At 38.0% G+C, this 17442-nt stretch carries 15 protein-coding genes; 3 read left to right on the plus strand and 12 right to left on the minus strand.

The annotated features are described in order from the left end of the window. Positions 1–45: 45 nt before the first annotated feature. Both H9N25_RS17330 and H9N25_RS17335 read right to left on the minus strand, forming a co-directional pair. Positions 46–1341, minus strand: a complete 1296-nt coding sequence (locus H9N25_RS17330; RefSeq protein ID WP_190326687.1) for a c-type cytochrome — start codon at positions 1339–1341, stop codon at positions 46–48. 255 nt (positions 1342–1596) lie between these two features. Continuing rightward, complete coding sequence (locus H9N25_RS17335) at positions 1597–2577, minus strand: deoxyhypusine synthase family protein (RefSeq protein WP_167297157.1); 981 nt, start codon at positions 2575–2577, stop codon at positions 1597–1599. 620 nt (positions 2578–3197) lie between these two features. Between H9N25_RS17335 and H9N25_RS17340 the strand changes: the two genes are divergently transcribed. Beyond that, positions 3198–4328 carry a BamA/TamA family outer membrane protein gene (locus H9N25_RS17340; RefSeq protein ID WP_167297158.1) on the plus strand — a complete coding sequence of 377 codons (1131 nt, stop codon included), beginning with the start codon at positions 3198–3200 and terminating at the stop codon, positions 4326–4328. Positions 4329–4610: 282 nt separating this feature from the next. On the opposite strand, the gene H9N25_RS17345 is transcribed toward H9N25_RS17340, so the two are convergent. The 6 genes from H9N25_RS17345 to H9N25_RS17370 form a co-directional block, all read right to left on the minus strand. Continuing rightward, positions 4611–6989 carry an outer membrane beta-barrel family protein gene (locus tag H9N25_RS17345; protein ID WP_190326688.1) on the minus strand — a complete coding sequence of 793 codons (2379 nt, stop codon included), beginning with the start codon at positions 6987–6989 and terminating at the stop codon, positions 4611–4613. A 30-nt stretch (positions 6990–7019) separates the two neighbouring features. After that, a complete protein-coding gene (locus H9N25_RS17350; protein ID WP_190326689.1) occupies positions 7020–7823 on the minus strand; it encodes a hypothetical protein in 804 nt (267 codons plus the stop codon). A gap of 11 nt (positions 7824–7834) precedes the next feature. Next, positions 7835–9394, minus strand: a complete 1560-nt coding sequence (locus H9N25_RS17355; protein WP_169502773.1) for an N-acetylmuramoyl-L-alanine amidase — start codon at positions 9392–9394, stop codon at positions 7835–7837. Continuing rightward, positions 9391–9759, minus strand: coding sequence for a BlaI/MecI/CopY family transcriptional regulator (locus tag H9N25_RS17360; RefSeq protein ID WP_167297162.1), 369 nt, complete (start codon positions 9757–9759; stop codon positions 9391–9393). The genes H9N25_RS17355 and H9N25_RS17360 overlap by 4 nt, the downstream gene beginning before the upstream one ends. A gap of 694 nt (positions 9760–10453) precedes the next feature. Then, a complete protein-coding gene (locus tag H9N25_RS17365) occupies positions 10454–11125 on the minus strand; it encodes a DUF1345 domain-containing protein (RefSeq protein ID WP_167297163.1) in 672 nt (223 codons plus the stop codon). Between the two features lie 3 nt (positions 11126–11128). Beyond that, entirely contained in the window at positions 11129–11911 is a 783-nt protein-coding gene (locus H9N25_RS17370) for an O-methyltransferase (protein WP_169502771.1), read from the minus strand. A 44-nt stretch (positions 11912–11955) separates the two neighbouring features. Here H9N25_RS17370 and H9N25_RS17375 point away from each other — a divergent pair, with 44 nt between their 5' ends. Further along, positions 11956–12819, plus strand: a complete 864-nt coding sequence (locus H9N25_RS17375; RefSeq protein ID WP_167297165.1) for a transglutaminase-like domain-containing protein — start codon at positions 11956–11958, stop codon at positions 12817–12819. Positions 12820–12837: 18 nt separating this feature from the next. Next, the gene (locus H9N25_RS17380; protein WP_169502770.1) at positions 12838–13962 is read left to right on the plus strand and encodes a glycoside hydrolase family 18 protein; all 1125 of its coding nucleotides are present in this window, start codon (positions 12838–12840) and stop codon (positions 13960–13962) included. Here H9N25_RS17380 and H9N25_RS17385 read toward each other — a convergent pair. The 4 genes from H9N25_RS17385 to H9N25_RS17400 form a co-directional block, all read right to left on the minus strand. Next, a complete protein-coding gene (locus H9N25_RS17385) occupies positions 13957–14439 on the minus strand; it encodes a CAP domain-containing protein (RefSeq protein ID WP_169502769.1) in 483 nt (160 codons plus the stop codon). The genes H9N25_RS17380 and H9N25_RS17385 overlap by 6 nt on opposite strands. A gap of 68 nt (positions 14440–14507) precedes the next feature. Continuing rightward, on the minus strand, positions 14508–15335 hold the full coding sequence (locus tag H9N25_RS17390) for a glycoside hydrolase family 16 protein (RefSeq protein WP_208399024.1): 828 nt from the start codon (positions 15333–15335) through the stop codon (positions 14508–14510). Positions 15336–15678: 343 nt separating this feature from the next. Beyond that, complete coding sequence (locus H9N25_RS17395; RefSeq protein WP_169502768.1) at positions 15679–16479, minus strand: DUF4595 domain-containing protein; 801 nt, start codon at positions 16477–16479, stop codon at positions 15679–15681. A 41-nt stretch (positions 16480–16520) separates the two neighbouring features. Continuing rightward, positions 16521–17435: an alpha/beta hydrolase gene (locus tag H9N25_RS17400; protein ID WP_190326690.1), complete on the minus strand. Its 915-nt coding sequence runs from the start codon at positions 17433–17435 to the stop codon at positions 16521–16523. Positions 17436–17442: the final 7 nt, after the last annotated feature.

Consider the following 17442-nt stretch of genomic DNA (forward strand, 5'->3'; position numbering starts at 1 on the left):
AGCTATATTACTGTTTATCGAACGTTCTTACTAAACTCTAATCTATTAATAGTGGCATTTACCACACTCTAAACCACCCAATAAAGCTGGTGTAATTTTCTCGCCTTTTTTAATTTTTTCGTGCGCTTCGATAACCTTAGCGTAGAAAGCATTGTTTTTCTGACCAGAAATATCTGTTTCTTTATGGCAGTTAATACACCATTTCATGGTTAATGGAGAATATTGGTAAATTTCTTCCATGGTATTAACCGGACCGTGACAAGCGAAACACACAGGCTCGTTTGGTTGTAATCCTTTTGCTTTACGGATTGCATCTTCAGCAACAACTACGTGCTGAGAGTGGTTGAAGTAAGCAAAATCAGGTAGATTGTGTACACGTACCCACTCCATTGGTTTAGCTTTACTTTCATCATATTTCTGTGTTTCCGGATCGTAACCTAAAGCATTGTAGATTTTTTTGATCTCAGGAGAAATCTCACCATCATATTTATCTCTTGCCTGTACCGCTTTATGGCAGTTCATACAAACATTTAATGATGGAATAGATGCATTTTTAGATTTGAATGCTCCAGAGTGGCAATACTGACAATCGATCTGATTGATACCTGCGTGCAACTCGTGCGAGAATTTAATTGGTTGAACTGGTTGGTAACCGGTATGAACACCAGTATTCCACATGCCCATCCAACCGAACGAACCTAAACAGATGATCAAACACAAAATGAAGAACATTACGAACTTCTTGTTTTTGAACATTTTGCGCACACCAACTTTTAATGGCACATCTTCTTCAATCTCGATACCTTGTTTTTGCAGAATTAAACGCTCTAATAATTTAGATGCACGACCTAAAATTACTAAAATAACAATCGCTAATACAACAATGGCTACAATACCAGCAATTGATAAACCCGAAGTTTTATCCTCTTTTGGTGCTGCAGAAACTGCTGCATCGCCAGCTGGCTTTGGCTCGCCTTCTTTAATGTAAGCTAAGATATCTTTTACTTTCGCCTCATCTAACTCAGGGAAGGTAGTCATTGCTACTTTACCATTATCGTTAAATAATTTAACAGCAGCCGGATCACCTGCAGCAATCATTGCCGCGTTGTTCGGGATCCATTTTAACAAGAACGCTTCAGGGTGACGATCGCTTACTCCAGTTAATGCCGGACCAACAACTTTGTGATCTAACGCGTGACACGAAGAACATTTTGCTTTGAAAAGCGTTCTTCCTTCTTTAGCATCCTGCGCATTTACGGTAGAAACCGCTATTACGGAAATTGCTGAAAACACGAATAACGACTTCCAAACGCTTTTTAAAATCATCGAGATATCTCTCATAATGAACACTTTATACTTATTTAATTTACTTTTTGTTGTGAAATTGATGCTGAACTAGGGGTAGCTCCACCAAAACTTGAACAAAAGTATAACTTATTAATAAATCCCATGACATAATAGTGACTGGAAATACAATTTATAATCATTCTAAACAAATGTCATTTCAAGCCATTCAGACAATAAAAATGCCCATTTTTGATAGGTTATCTCCAATGGGCATACTTGAAACCAATTTGGTTTATTTATTTTTTCTGATTATTGTTTTAATATCCAGGCAAACATTAGCGGCGCTACAATTGTTGCATCACTTTCTACGATAAATTTTGGCGTGTGGATATCCAGCTTACCCCAGGTGATCTTTTCATTCGGTACGGCACCAGAGTATGAGCCATAAGAAGTAGTCGAATCTGAGATCTGGCAGAAATAACTCCAGAAAGGAATATTTTCCATTTCCATATCCTGATAAAGCATTGGTACCACGCAGATCGGGAAATCGCCGGCAATACCACCACCAATCTGAAAGAAACCAATTCCTTTCCCTCCACTGTTTGCAATATACCAATCGGCCAACCAGCCCATATATTCGATACCGCTTTTCATTGTACTGGCTTTCAATTCATTTTTCATTACATATGAGGCAAAAATATTACCCATAGTAGAATCTTCCCATCCAGGTACCACAATTGGTAAATTCTTTTCTGCCGCAGCAAGCATCCATGAGTTTTTAGGATCGATTTCGTAATATTGCTCCAAATCGCCGCTTAAAAGCATTTTGTACATAAACTCATGCGGAAAATATCTTTCGCCAGCAGTGTCTGCATCTTTCCATATTTTATGGATATGTTTCTGTAAACGACGGAAAGCCTCTTCTTCAGGGATACAGGTATCCGTAACACGGTTGTAATGGTTTTCTAAAAGGTCCCATTCGTCTTGCGGACTTAAATCGCGATAGTTTGGTACACGTTTATAATGTGAATGTGCTACCAGGTTCATAATATCTTCTTCAAGGTTTGCACCAGTACAAGAAATAATGGCCACTTTATCCTGGCGAATCATCTCTGCAAGTGAAATTCCCAATTCTGCAGTACTCATAGCACCAGCAAGTGTGATCATCATTTTACCACCCTCGTCTAAATGCGTTTCGTATCCTTTAGCCGCATCCATCATTGCCGCTGCATTAAAATGGAGGTAATTACGCTCCATAAACTGAGATATTGGTCCTCTTGTATTGCTCATTTCGTTTTGTATTATTTGCCGCAAAAATAGGTATTTAGGCCGAAAGGTGAAAACGTAAAAGCGATTGTATTAGTCCACAGTCCCAAGTCGGCATCCCTTAGTTAGTTATATCAGATAAATTTTCTCCCACGATTGTCATCCTGAGCATAGTCGAAGGATCTTCATGCAAATAAACAATCACATCTATTTTTTTGAAAAGCAATAACAGTAGCTATTATTAAAGGTAGTCCGGCTTTCTGGTACAAGTCCTCGGTTCGTGCCTCACCTGTGGGCTTTTCCCGTCAATCCGGTTTAGGTGGGCCATATTCTGCTACGATTAAACTTTCCTTACCCCATCCTCAATAAGCTGTATCATGATGCGCTACAAGCTCCAATAGCATGAACAGGCCAGGCCACCTAAACCCGACAATAGCGAGATGCTCCCGTCTGATTTGTTTTTTACTGTGTGCTTGTTTGTTTTACAGGTTTCATCGGAGCAGAAGCGGAGGCGGGACTGTATAACCCCAAATGTTACTGTACCCGCATAAACACTAACCATAATTAACATAGTTGGCAGTTACCAATGAACAAATGACTAGTGAACGAATGAACTATAACTAAATTTCCCTTTCTTTGCCTTGATGAAAAAATACTGTCTAATTATTTTACTTGCGCTCATTTCAGGAAGTTCATTCGCACAGATGAAACTGATCAGGAAAATGCTCTCAAACGAAAAAGATACTACACGTAAAGCGAGCTTTTTACCGTTACCGGCCTTTGGTTATAGTCAGGAAACAGGATTTGAATTTGGTGTCGGGGCCATTTATTCATTCTATATAGACCGGAAAGATACATTGAACCGCAGTTCCAATTTCGCTTTAAACACAACTTATTCTACTAAAAAGACGGCTAATTTTATGCTTAAGGGCGATATGTGGACAAAAGGGAACAAATACCACTTTATCGGTGATATCCGCTTTAAAAACCAGCCCTTTAATTTTTATGGTATTGGCAACAGCGCTACAAAGTCTGATGAAAACAAATTAGATCAAAGGGTTTTTAAAACACTTTTCGATGCCGAAATGAATACTTTGCCCAAAGCTTATACGGGTATTTCATTAGGTTTTGAGAATTATCATTTTATAGACAGACAGCCTGGAGGTATTTATTCCACTAGCCCACAAATTTTAGATAAAGACGGTGGCTCGGTAGCATGGATCGGCGCATCTCAAAGTTACGATACCCGTAACAGCAATAACTATCCAACCAAAGGTTTTTTCGGTAGGGCAACCTATCAATATGCACCAGATTTTTTTGGCGGGGAAAATTTCAATGGCTCACAGATTAAGCTCGACCTTCGTGGTTTCTTTAGTTTAGCCCCGAAAGTGGTTTTGGGTATACAGGGAATTTATTATACCATACAGAGCAAAAGCACACCATTTTATTTATTGCAGCAATTAGGGAACGACCAAATGATGCGTGGTTATTACAGTGGTCGCTACCGCGATGAAAACTTAATGGCTGCGCAGGCCGAAATCCGTTACCGTTTTATGAACCGCTTTGGCATTGTAGCTTTTGCGGGTACCGGCAAAGTATTTGCAAACAGCCAGTTTAATGGCGATGGATTAAAACCAAATTTTGGGCTTGGCGGTCGCTACTTTTTCGATCCGGCAAAAGGTTTGAGCGTTCGATTAGATTATGGTATAGGAGAAAAATTGCCAAATGAAAAACGCCAGGCAGGATTTTACATTAGCTTGGCTGAAGCGTTTTAGGAGATGGGTGATTGAACATTCGCCCAGGCTTATCATTCTGAACGCAGTGAAAAATCTTTATAATAAGATAGGTGCTGAAACAAGTTACCAATGACAGAGTACAAGGAATGGCCGTCTTTCCCGCGCAGGTGGGAATCTTAATGCAAGCTACAAACCCTACTAAGGCATTACGATTCCCAATCAAGTTGGGAATGACGATTCATCAGCACCTTTTCTCCTAAAAATCATCTGGTGTATTAACAGATTGCCCCTATTCCATCATACATTTCACATCTTCCATCCCTAATTACTCCTCTTCCGCTCCTCTTCATTCCCAGGTTTCCTATCCTGCTGTTTAATTTTTTCATTTCCGAAATTATAACGGAAAGTAATCCGCAGCTGCCGACTATCGTAATAATTATTATACTCCTGCCTGATGTTATTAACCAAACTGCTAGAACGGTATCGGTTTGTTTTTAAAATATCGCTGGCAGTAATGGCCAATTGTATTTTTTTATGGAGGAACAAAGTTTTAATGCCCAAATCGAGATTATACTGTTTTTTATTTTTATTCAACCCATCAACTGTTGGAAATTGGTACCAGAAACTTACTTCACCCAAAATAGTTTTCGACGGGTTAAAAACGAATTGGTTAAGCGTAGAAAAATAAGCGCCAAATCCATTTAAACTGCCCAGGGTTTGGGCGATACTGGAATTGGATGCATTGTAAAAAACATCAAACTGGTTAATCGTTTCCCACCCCTTCGCGATGTTAAAATTAATGACATTACTTAACTGATAATGATAGCCTGTTATAAAATTAACCGGTTGAGCAGCCTGGGTATTCGTAGCCGCATCAATAAAATTCACATCATTAAATCCATTTGTGGTTTTGCTGAAAGATAGCGATGTAGTATATATATTATAGGTGTACGAGAGTTCGATGTTATCGTTATAGGATGGCTGCAAAAATGGATTACCCTCGGCATAAGCATATTGGTTGCTGTACCAACGGAAAGGATTTAATTTACGGTAGGCAGGACGGTTGATCCGGCGTCCATAATTAACCGAAAAAGTGCTTTTATCATTTGCACGATAAATAATGAAAAGTGTAGGGAAAAGACGAAAATACTCATTCCGATTTTGTTCATTAACCGATAATCCATCAATCTGTGTATACTCTCCCCTCAGTCCTACCTGAAAATCCCACTGTTTTATTGTCTTGCTGAAATTAACATATAAAGCCTGGGTATTTTCCTGATAGTTGAAAAGGTTGGTTTGGCCAGGATCTAATTCGTAAACCGCATTACGGGCTTTGTAAAAAGCAAGATCGCTTTGGTTGTTGATAAAGCTCAGTTTTGTACCGAAGGATAGTTTAAAGGTTTTATAGGGCAAGTCTACATCAGTCTTTAAGGTAAAAAAATCTATATTTTGTTTGCTGGTTGATAGGTATTCGGCAAAGGAGTGCGGAATAATCTCTCCATTTTGAAAATAGCTCGTATTGTTAAAAAATCTATTTTTATCATCACTATATTTAAACCAATCGCCATTAATGGTCAGTTGTTTCCCTGTAGAATCTAAGGTCTGTTTTAAATAAACATTGGCTGAATGATAATGAGACATGATTTTGGCATTGGCATCAGAATTCAATATCGAGTCTAAACCATTGGTTGGGTTATAAACTGTGGTTTTAATATTTTCTTCAGAATGGAAGCTGGTTACGCCACCATTGTACGATAAACCCAATACTGTTTTTTTGGTGGCCTGATAATCAATTCCGATCTGCCCACTGGGCACCGTTCTAAAATTCCGGTCCTTATTTACAATATTCCAGGTTTGTGCGGGATAAAAAACATCACTTTGTTCAAACGGTACAAGAGATCCTTTTCTAATATTGAAATTAGAAGAAAGTGTGATCTTGTTCCTACGATAATTTAAGTTTCCACCTGCAGATGCGGTTATATAATTTGCCTGCGTTAAAGCCGTATTTACCGAACCTTTAAAACCTTCGGCAGTAGCTTTCTTCAATACAATATTAATCAAGCCATTATTTCCCTGGGCATCATATTTTGCCGGCGGATTGGTAATCACTTCAATCTTGGCAATGGTGCCTGATGGAATTGATTTTAAATAATTCGCCAGTTCATCTGCCGACAAAGGCACCAGTTTATCGTTAATCATCACATTAACCTCACCTTTGCCCACCAGCGAAACCTTATCGTTCAAAACGCGTACACTAGGAACTTTTGAAAGCAGTTCCAAAGCATCTGTCCCGATTGCGGAAATACTATTTTCTACATTAAAAACAGTTCTGTCGATCTTTTTTTCGATCAATGCTTTTTTGGCATTAATCTGAATGTCGACAAGGGTATTCGGGTTACGCATGAGTTGAACATTGATTATAGTATCTTTTATTAAGGTAAATAACTGATTAATGGCTTTAAAATTGAGCGCAGAGAAAACAACAGAATGTTTTCCGGTTTGTAGATTTTTAAAAGTGTAAAAACCTAAACTATCTGTTTGGGTATAATTTACCCGGTTTTGAGGACCAGAAATTTTAACGGTAACAAATGGTAAAGCTTTATACTCTTGATCGGCTACTCTACCAGATAAATTGATCTGAGCTTTTAAGGTTAGCGAAATAAAAATTATAAATATTAAGGCTAAGATTTTGTTTAACATTCAACTTAAATTATCATAGTATAAATGCCTTTAATCTTTTCTTCCAAAAACTTTAGCTTTTGAAGTCTCAATATTTAAATGAATAGAATCGGCTACAATTATACTTTGTTGATCCTTGGTTAATAGTTTTACTTTATTTGCATTAATCGTGTTAAGGTTTTTCGAGTATGTGGCACTAGAAGCTAAAATAGTTAATCCATCATTTATTATTTTAACAACTATGGGGCTAAACCATAAAACGGCTTTAAAAGCCATTAAAATAATTTTATCTATCGAATGGTATTGCTTAACGTGTACCTGCTCATGTTTAAGCAAAACGGATAAATCCGCCGTGCTTAAATCGTTGTGATTTATAAAAACATAGTTAAAAAAGGAACAATTGGTAAAGCCTTCGGTTTTGCTGATCAGCTTTAGGCCATCGCCATTTTTGGTGTAGCTACCGGTATACTTAAGCAAACCCAACAGTTGCCATAGGCAGGCCAACAATAAAAGTGAAGCAGTACCACCATAAATGAAATACATCACCACCATCCAATCGATTTTAGACTCTACTTCTGGCTGGTACTCCAACATCATGGGCCGAATAAGTTGAACAGGTTCTTGAGCAGCGGGTTTTATTTCAGGTATTCTAACCGGAGCCTCAGTTTCCACTACTGTTATTTCGCGCTTAATTTCAAGCTGCAAAGCCGGAATAATAAAACTCAACAATAACGTAACCAGCAAATAAAAACGGTTGATTTTAAAAAAAGTGAGCTTCCTTAAAACCACCACATAAAATCCAAAGAACAACACCGTACAGGCGGTAACTTTAAGCAGGTAGGTTAACCATTCCATAACTATAATTATTAACAGCCCCGTTTCGAAAAAGCTACAAATCCATCTAAAATCAGGTTGCTGATCCTTCGGATATTTTTTTCCTGATTGATATATTCCAGTGTTTTACCATTCGAAATATTTCCAAGTTCGATTAAAACAGCAGGCACTTTAGATTCGCGGAGCAATAACAGGTTTGCGTTTTTTAACGAATCTCTTACTTCAAGCCCATTTAGCTGTTTCAGCTTGCTTAAAATACCAGCACCCAGATCTTCCGCTGTTTTAATATTACTGTTCTGTTTCGAAACATAAATTTCAATTCCGCCGAAAGGCACAGCTGCATTTGCAAGTGTTGCATTATGGTGGATGGAAATAAATGCCATGGCTTCTTGTTTAGGCAAGCGATCTCTAAGTGAAATGAACTGGTCAGCATTTCTTGTTAATATTACTTTAATCCCTCTTTTTGCGGCCTCTTCTTTCAGTATTTTCACCGCTCTTAAGTTCAGGTCTTTTTCTTTTTGTCCATCAAGTGCCGCAACCGATCCATCTTTTCCTCCATGACCGGCATCAACAACCAATACAGGTTCTATTTCTCTAAATGCAGGCTTTGCATTTGGATTAACCTTAATATTGCTGTTTAAGTAGTTCATAGTATAAACATTTGGTCTTGTCGACGCATCTGCAGAAGCCTGGTTTCCAGCTAATGTTTTCTCAACAATAATTTCTTTGCGGTTTATAAATGCCATACAGCAAACCATTAACACCGGAATAATAGCTAAATAAGCAAGCTTTTGCAGCTTTGTATTGGGTTCTTTGTACAACATCATGATTCTATTTTTTAGTGGAAGTTTACTAAAACTATTAATGGCTAAATTTTGGAATGGCATAGCCAGATCTAAAAGTAAAAAAGCATAAATCTTCTTATCTACAACTTTTGAAGTCTCGCGATCGGCCAGAAATTCATGATTATGATCAATGGCATTCCGCCAGAAATAAATAATGGGGTTAAACCAAAGGACGGCGGTAACGAAATTGACTAAAAGTTTGTCGACAGCATGCAGCTGCTCAACGTGAACCGATTCATGTTTTATAACCAGATTCTTTTCTTCATACTGCAAAGTGGAGTCGACAATAATCTGGTTAAAAAAAGAGCAGTTTTTTATGCTTGATTTCGCATCCACCAAGATAATGGCACCACATCTATCAATAGCATACTTACGCAATTGCATCTGAATGCGCGCCATCATAAAAAGCATTCTAAAAATAAGGGCCGCTAAAATGGCACAATAACTGTATATGAGCAATTCATCCAAGTTTAGGTTATGGTTAGCAGAGCTGCCTTTGTCTACAAAATCCTGCTCAACAAAACCATCATTGCTATATGCTATTTTTGAGGGAATCTCTTTGGTGGCTACCGTTACTTCGTGACGGTTTTCGATGGTAACCGCCGGGATACCAAAACTCAGCACCAGCATCATTAATAAATAAGCACGGTTCAGGTTAAAAAATGTGAGCTTAGCCAACAATAACTGATAAGCAGCAAAAAATATCAGCGTACAGGCAGAAACCTTTAACAAATAGATTAAAATCATGGCTTCGAATCTTGATTAATGATTTTCTTAATTTCTTCGATATCCTTTTCACTCAACTTTTCTTCTTTTACCATAAAGGATAAAAGACTGCTTGGAGAGTTATCAAAATAACCTGAGAACAATTTGGAGAAAGTGGTTTTGGCATATTCATCTTTGCTAATGGCCGGAAAGTACTCGTATGTTTTTCCATAAGCCTTGTACTTAACATAACCTTTCTTTTCTAAAAGCCTAACGATTGATGAAATGGTGTTATAGGGCGGTTTAGGCTCCTCTTCCAGTTCATCAATAATATCTTTCACAAATGCTTTTTGCAGTTTCCATAAAATCTGCATAATGCGTTCTTCTGCTTTAGTTAATTCTTCCATACTCAAATCTATAACTTACTTTTCAGTTTTACAACTAAAAAACAAGTTATATTACTGAAAAATCAGTTTAAAAATATAATATCCTGATTATAAGATAAATATATTTAGCTAAAATAAAAAAACAGTATTGCTTGTAATTGAGATCCTGTCATACGCTTTACTTCGTTACACTTTGTGCCTGCTGCTGTCAGATTTATGAGGAAAGGCCCTGCGCCTGACATGGAGCCAGAAGCATTTAACCTTTGTTACTAAACCCGATCGAAGTGGTTCCGGTTCTTCACCGGAAGTAACGAAGAGCGGGACGGAAGCCCGCCAAAAGTAACGAACTGTTCATTTTCTAATTCTTAAAAACATTAACCTTTTTTTGAAAACGAACGGCTTGTGGTGCTTGGCCATTGTAGCCCCGCCATCCGCTTTACTCCGTTGCACTCCGTGTTCGCTGCTGTCAGGTTTATAACCGAAGGGCCTGCTCCCGGCATGTAGCCAAAGGCGCTTATCCACTGTAACTAAACCCGATCGGAGCGAGATGCAACCGATTTTTCATCGGGTGCAGAAGCGGGAGCGGGACTGAAGCCTGCCAAAAGAAATGGAACGCTCATTTTCAAAAAGCCACTATTACTAAAGAATCAACCAAACTTATGAAGTTCTCGTTCGCTCAGGCCTTTCTAAGCTTTGTAAGTTTTCCAAAAAGAAATTATTTGCTTAGTCCTGCTAATGCATTAATGGTTAATGCCACAATTACGGTATTAAATATAAAGGCGATTAAACTGTGTAAAAGGGAAAGCCTTCTAATCTCCCTGCTCGAAATTTCGACATCCGAAACCTGGAAAGTCATGCCCAGAACAAAAGAAAAGTACGCAAAGTCGATAAAATCGGGTTCATCGTTACCTGGAAACTCCAATCCCGAACCACGTTTTTCCGATTTCTCTTTCCGCTTGTCGCCATAATACAAATGGGCATAACGCATGGTAAAGGTGGTATGCACTAAAAACCACGATAAAAACATGCCCAGTATGGCAACGATTAAATCGATCGGCTCGATATCTTTATTAATTAATAGTAGAATTACCGCAAGCAAGCCCGCAAAGGTAGATACTACAACAATGGCAAAAATTTCGCCACGGGTTTCATCCTGCATTTTGGCTTTAAGATGCGTTTCAGCGGGAGAGGTATGAAAAAACATATACCAATGTAGAGTAATCAGCGCTAAACAAAACGCATCCCAACCTAACATGATATGCGTAAGCACATCCATTTCAATAAAAAGCGACACCAAATAAAAAGCAACTCCAAAAAATAAACTAACCAACAAAATAAACAACGCCGATCGTTTCTGAATACCTTCTAACTTGGGTTCTACATTCATCTTTTAAAATTTAAGTTTAAAGTGTTCTTTAGCTTGCCCTTTTTTAAAATAAACCAAACCAATCCAGAATAAATCTACTGTTACGGTAACATCAGGATGGTTTTTAATTTCTGCCCAGGCTTCTTTCATCCCTTCGCTCCAGTAAATATCGTCAAAAATCAGCAGCGAATTTTCATTAACTTTTGGCAAACACCATTTAAAATAATTTAGTGTTGCATCTTTACGGTGGTTACCGTCAATATAAACGAAATCTAAACTGGGCTGCCTGGCAATAATATCGGGCAGGATTAAATCAAAGTTGCCCACATGAAGTTCAATATTCTCTAAATTTAGATCCTGGAAATTTTTTCTAGCTACTTCCGCTGTTTGCGGACAGCCTTCTATAGTAATGACCTCAGTCTCAGAATCCGTTTTTGCTAAATAAGCAGTAGTAATACCCAAACAGGTACCCAGCTCGATCGCACTTTTCGCTCGGGTATTTTTAGCTAACCGATAAATAAGCTTGGCTAACCTTGGGCTTTTTAACGCATTCTTGGCAATCTGACTTACCCTCTTTGTGCGGTTTTTATTGAGGTGAGACCCTGCTCCAAGGTCTGTAACAGTGATTATCGAATCGTCATTAAAAAGTTTTTTTCGCTGTTCTTCTATGTTTTTGTATTCAGATTTGTCGGTAAAATCGTAAATTACCTCATCAGCGAGCTTGTACACGAATGGTGAGTGCGTTCCATGTCGGCTTTTTGCTGTTAAACGGTGTTTAAGGTAATCTGTAATAAATTGAAATAGCATAATATTGCAAAAGTAATTAAACACGGCAAACGTAGGTATGTTTTATGGAAAATAACGCAGAGATAAGTGCTTTAGTAAAACTTTTGGATGACCCAGATGAGGAAGTATTCCATCATGTAGAGAAAAAACTGCTTGAATATGGCGGCGAGGTAGTACATTTTTTAGAAAATGCCTGGGAACAGTCTTTTGATGGCTTGTTGCAGGAGCGAATTGAAAATATTGTTCATCAGATCCAGTTTAAAACGGTTAAAGAAGATTTAAACTTATGGTATTTAAGTGGTGCTTTTGATTTATTGCAGGGTGCATTAATTATTAACCGGTACCAATATCCTGATTTAGATGAGCAAAAGGTAATTAACCAACTGGAAGAAATTAAAAGAGATATCTGGTTGGGCCTTCAATATGAAATGAGTTCGGTTGAAAAAGTAAAACTGATCAACCACGTTTTGTATCAACAGTATGGTTTTGGCGGCAATACCAAAAACCACCACGATCCACAGAATTCTTATTTAAACCAGGTGCTGGAAAGCAAAAAAGGTAACCAGATTTCGCTGGCCATTATCTATTCTACTCTGGCCCAGAAATTAGACCTGCCCGTTTATGGCATCAATTTACCGCAACATTTTATTTTAGGTTATATCGATGATAGCAAACAGGAAGGAACCGAATACGGTGTACTTTTTTACATCAATGCCTTTAACCGTGGTAATATTTTCGGTAAACATGATGTTGATCAGTTTCTTCGTCAGCTTAATTTAGAGGCCCTGCCCGAATACTATAGACCATGTAGCAATACCGATATTATCCGCCGTGTAATCAGGAACCTGATTTCGGCATACGAAAACGCTGGTGCAACAGAAAAAGTGGCAGAACTAACCGAATTACAAAATATTATTGCCGAAAAATAACCGTTTTAATTTTAGTCCGTGCATAAAAGGAATATCTACTACACCACCGCTACATTCAGAATTATTGCTTTTGTAATACTGGGCCAGCTATTAAGTTTTAATGTAAAAGCACAAAAAACAATAAAACCCAATGTAATTGCATATTATACAGGGCAAAATACAGTGATAGACAGCTTCCCAATTGAAAAATTGAGCCACCTGATTTACAGCTTTGGGCACTTAAAGGGCGATAGTCTGAATATCCGATCGGCTAAGGATTCTGCACTGATTTCGAAAATGATCAGTTTAAAAAAGCGTAATCCCGATTTAAAGGTAATGATTGCCATGGGCGGCTGGAGTGCTTGCCAAAACTGCTCTGAAGTATTCAGCAGGGCTAACGGGCGGAAAACATTTGCTAAAACCACTAAAGAAATACTCAACTTTTTCCATGCCGACGGAATAGATATTGATTGGGAGTACCCGGCGGTGTTAGGCTTTCCAGGGCACAGGTATACGGTAGAGGACAAACACAATTTCACTTTATTAATTAAAGAATTACGTAAAAAATTGGGCAAAAAGGCAGAAATTAGCTTTGCTGCCGGTGGTACAAAAAACTGCATCGATTCTTGTTTCGAATGGGACAAAGTCATGCCTCTGGTAAACCGGGTTAATGTAATGAGTTACGATCTGGTAAGCGGGTACGCAACACTAAGCGGTCATCACACCCCATTGTATGCTACCGCAAAACAACCTTTATCAGGCGATTATGCAGTAAAAACACTAATCGATTTAGGCGTACCCACTCAAAAAATTGCACTGGGTGCAGCATTTTATGCCCGTATTTTCGAAAATACCACGGATGCAGGCCAGGGCTTATATCAGCCAACAAAATTTTTAAGAGGTGTTTCTTTTAAGGATTTCAGCAAACAGTTTGCAGCAGAAAATGGCTATACCTATTATTGGGATGAGACAGCCAAAGCGCCATATTACTATAATCCACAAACAAGGTATCTTGCTACTTTTGATGATGCTAAATCAATTTCATTAAAAACCAAATATGTAATTGATCAAAAATTAAATGGCATCATGTTCTGGGAATTAACTGATGATGCTTATAATAATGGCTTACTGGATGTGATTGACAAAACAATTAAAGGATTATAAGGAGCCACCAAAGGTTACTACCCAATAATTTTGTGCTGTACCTGCACCTGCCGCTTTACTTTTAGCATCCATCATGGCTTTACAATGGCTTACACTATTTTTCCACGCGGTAATAACCAGATCAACCTCACTATATCCCTTGGCCAAATTTTCGCCCCTAAAATCGCCTGTGTAACCCGCACCCAATGCGCGCTCGGCAGGGGTACCACCATCCGGAGATAAATGATCAAAATAGTTTTGTTGTGCCATATCTTTCGCATGGCTTATTGCAGCATTTTGCAATTGGATATTTAAAGATAAATCAGGCACTGGTGGCATATATTCAGTACCACAATTACATCCGCGCTGTCTTAGTAAATTAATCTTATCAATCAGTAAGCTCGCATTACTTTCTGGTACCGTTATCTCATCCTTTTTGCACTGCATCAATAAAGCGCAGAGTAACATACCAGCAAACATGATTAGGTATTTTTTCATATTTTATTTTACACTGCAAATGGAGGCAGCTATAATGCTACCTCCAAATTAAATATTTGCTTTATAAACTAGAAAGCCCTTTCTCTACCCAGGTAAATGTTTTTACCTGTATAAAAAGTATTACCAGATGGACCAGGCGAACCACTATCACCTTCCATTTGCATGTTGATGATCAGCCACATGGGTTTGTTTACAGAATTGCTCATGGTATGCTTAGCCACCCAAACATTATCAATATAATAATGGCAGTCTACATCCGTTGCACTTACTTTATTGTACCAGCATTTGTAGTTATGATACGAGCCCGCATTAGAAACCGCTGTAAGTTTATTCTCCCAACCTCCATCGTATGTATTCTGCCAATTGGTGTTGTTGCCTTTAAACTCCATAATATCACTTTCAGGTGGCCACGAATTAACGCCGGTAATCCAGAATGCAGGCCAGGTACCTTTACTCGTTGGTACGGCAAAATCGCCTGAAATGGTATAACTAGGAAACTGATCGTTAATTAGCACCTGTTGCTTGGCATGGCATGCGCCAGAATTATACCAAATAGCTACATTGGTAAAGCCGTTAGCTGTACTATTTCCAGGGGATGAAGCTAAGCGGGTAGCTTTAATGGTTAATACTCCTCCGCTCAACGAGATCTGGTTATGATTGGTACTACTGCCCACCATACGGGCAGATCCGTTATGATCGGTGCCCCAGGGATAATTATAATTCCATTGTGCCTCGAAATTAGTGTAATCGGCGAAAGAGGCGCCATCAATCAATGTTTCCCAGGCTTTAACCTGACCTTTTTCTGCTTTAACTTCAGTCTTATCTTTCTTACAAGATAAAAGCCCGATAAATAGGCATACCAATAGCAGAGACCATTTCATTGTTTCTTTTCTCATTTTTTTGATTTTAGGTAAATATTTGGTTAATTGTAAAAGCTTTATGCTTGATCTTAACTTCATAAAAACCCGAAATACAACCACATTTACAATCAAAAAACTGTAAATCGGCTTGTACTTAATTAGGTAATTTGGTTAGATCACTTGCAGCACATCAAGATTAAAACTGACATGCATGTAAGCAAATTTATACATACCTTCACTAAAAAATAAGGGGCTAAATCGTAAAAATAGAGTGGTAAAATGGGAGTTGTATTTCGTTTCCTGTAAAAACTATAAAAACCATATAAAGCAAAAGCCTGGTCACAAAATTGTGATCAGGCTTTTGCTAGTTGTTTAGAATCTATTTACAGTTATAAACTAAACTCAAAGTAGTTGTAGTTGTATCGTTTGCACTTCCACCATTATTAATGTGGCTTTTGATCACGATCGAAGTTGCATTGCCTTTAGCATCAAAAACATAAGAATATTCCTCTGTCTCTACATTAATCAAGTCGCTCGAAATTGTAACTGATTTTTTAAGTACGTTTTTGGATGCTTTTCCAAAATAATTACCCGGAATGTAATCCACTATAGTAGAAATTGGATCAACCATCTGGCAAGCATTTACCGCAATCTCGCTCGAATATTCATAATTGGTTGTTTCTATACTTCCATCTTCGGCATAGGTTACTTTGATCTGTGTTAAATTACCCCCTGTATAGCTAAGTTCGGCAGTAGAATTCAGTTTATTCAGTAAATAGCTTTTAATTACTGTTACATAACCATCAGCATTATAAGTGTAAGTTCTTGTTGCGCTTACACCCGGAAAAAAGTCAGATAAATAACTGGATACCGCCTTTCCGTTCGCCAGGGTAAGTTCTGTTTTTTCACCACTTGGGAGCATACCCGTAATTTTTGTAGCAGAGTAGGTATAAACCATCGTTTCATTATCGCTGGTTGCACTCACTAACTTACCAGAAGCATCATATTTATAGCTGATGGCAACTTCGCCCAATGCATCGAAATTAGTCTTTAAGCTCATGAGCTTACAACCATTTCCATTAGGATCAGGCTTGGCATTCCAATTAATTTCTTTTTTACAACCCGCTATTGCAATAATTGCAACCAGGGTTACCATCACATATTTAATTGTTTTTTGCATTAAAATTTCCGGTTAAGAGGTTAAAATATTCATCAAAGATATTAAAATTTCTCTTTTTTCATCCAGGCTGCCAACAAGTTAAACCAATCTACATCAGAAGTTTTGTTAATTAAACCAAAACCATGACCACCTTTTTCGTAAAGGTAAATATCGGTATCTACCTTATTCTTTTTCAGTGCCTCGTTCATAAGTACACTATTTTCATAAGGCACGGTTTTATCATCTTTAGCATGTACTAAGAAAGTAGGAGGCGTTTTTTTGTTCACATTTTTATTGGCAGAGAAATAATGTTTTAAACTATCAGCAGGATTTGGTCCCAACAAATTCTTCATGGTACCAGTATGTACTGATTCTTCAAAACTGATTACAGGATAAATTAATACAGCAAAATTTGGCCTCAGCGCTATCTTTTCAGGATCGGTAATTTTAAGATCGTTATAATGTGCAACCAAAGTAGAAGCAAAATGCCCTCCGGCAGAAAAACCCATAATTCCGATCCTATTGGCTTTAATTCCGTATTTTTTTGCATTTTTTCTAATCAGATAAATGGCTTGTTGTGCATCCTGTAAGGGGCCATAAGTTTTATCAACCATAATCTGATCGCTTGGTAACCGGTACTTCAATACAAAAGCAGTAACCCCAATAGCATTAAATCTTTTGGCTACATCGGTTCCTTCATGACTAAATGCCAAAGCACCATAACCTCCACCTGGGCAAATGATTACCGCGGTTCCTGTAGCGATATTTTTAGGTGCTTCGAAAACCGTAAACGTAGGTACCGATACTTTGGTAACACTCAAGGTACCATTTGCACGTACTTCTGTATTTTCTACATAATCAGCAGGTGTGGTTTTAGCTCCGGGAATTTCTCCTGAATACAAGGGCACAACTTCTTGTGCATTAACATAATGAATTGCCATAAGCAACAAAATTACAATGATGGATGATTTTGCCATTATTTTT

Source organism: Pedobacter riviphilus (assembly GCF_014692875.1).
Classification (GTDB): Bacteria; Bacteroidota; Bacteroidia; order Sphingobacteriales; family Sphingobacteriaceae; genus Pedobacter; species Pedobacter riviphilus.

Coding starts and splice junctions, on each gene's coding strand:
- H9N25_RS17330 (WP_190326687.1), bottom strand. CDS start 1,341: ATGAGAGATATCTCGATGATTTTAAAAAGCGTTTGGAAGTCGTTATTC.
- H9N25_RS17335 (WP_167297157.1), bottom strand. CDS start 2,577: ATGAGCAATACAAGAGGACCAATATCTCAGTTTATGGAGCGTAATTAC.
- H9N25_RS17340 (WP_167297158.1), top strand. CDS start 3,198: ATGAAAAAATACTGTCTAATTATTTTACTTGCGCTCATTTCAGGAAGT.
- H9N25_RS17345 (WP_190326688.1), bottom strand. CDS start 6,989: ATGTTAAACAAAATCTTAGCCTTAATATTTATAATTTTTATTTCGCTA.
- H9N25_RS17350 (WP_190326689.1), bottom strand. CDS start 7,823: ATGGAATGGTTAACCTACCTGCTTAAAGTTACCGCCTGTACGGTGTTG.
- H9N25_RS17355 (WP_169502773.1), bottom strand. CDS start 9,394: ATGATTTTAATCTATTTGTTAAAGGTTTCTGCCTGTACGCTGATATTT.
- H9N25_RS17360 (WP_167297162.1), bottom strand. CDS start 9,759: ATGGAAGAATTAACTAAAGCAGAAGAACGCATTATGCAGATTTTATGG.
- H9N25_RS17365 (WP_167297163.1), bottom strand. CDS start 11,125: ATGAATGTAGAACCCAAGTTAGAAGGTATTCAGAAACGATCGGCGTTG.
- H9N25_RS17370 (WP_169502771.1), bottom strand. CDS start 11,911: ATGCTATTTCAATTTATTACAGATTACCTTAAACACCGTTTAACAGCA.
- H9N25_RS17375 (WP_167297165.1), top strand. CDS start 11,956: ATGGAAAATAACGCAGAGATAAGTGCTTTAGTAAAACTTTTGGATGAC.
- H9N25_RS17385 (WP_169502769.1), bottom strand. CDS start 14,439: ATGAAAAAATACCTAATCATGTTTGCTGGTATGTTACTCTGCGCTTTA.
- H9N25_RS17390 (WP_208399024.1), bottom strand. CDS start 15,335: ATGAGAAAAGAAACAATGAAATGGTCTCTGCTATTGGTATGCCTATTT.
- H9N25_RS17395 (WP_169502768.1), bottom strand. CDS start 16,479: ATGCAAAAAACAATTAAATATGTGATGGTAACCCTGGTTGCAATTATT.
- H9N25_RS17400 (WP_190326690.1), bottom strand. CDS start 17,435: ATGGCAAAATCATCCATCATTGTAATTTTGTTGCTTATGGCAATTCAT.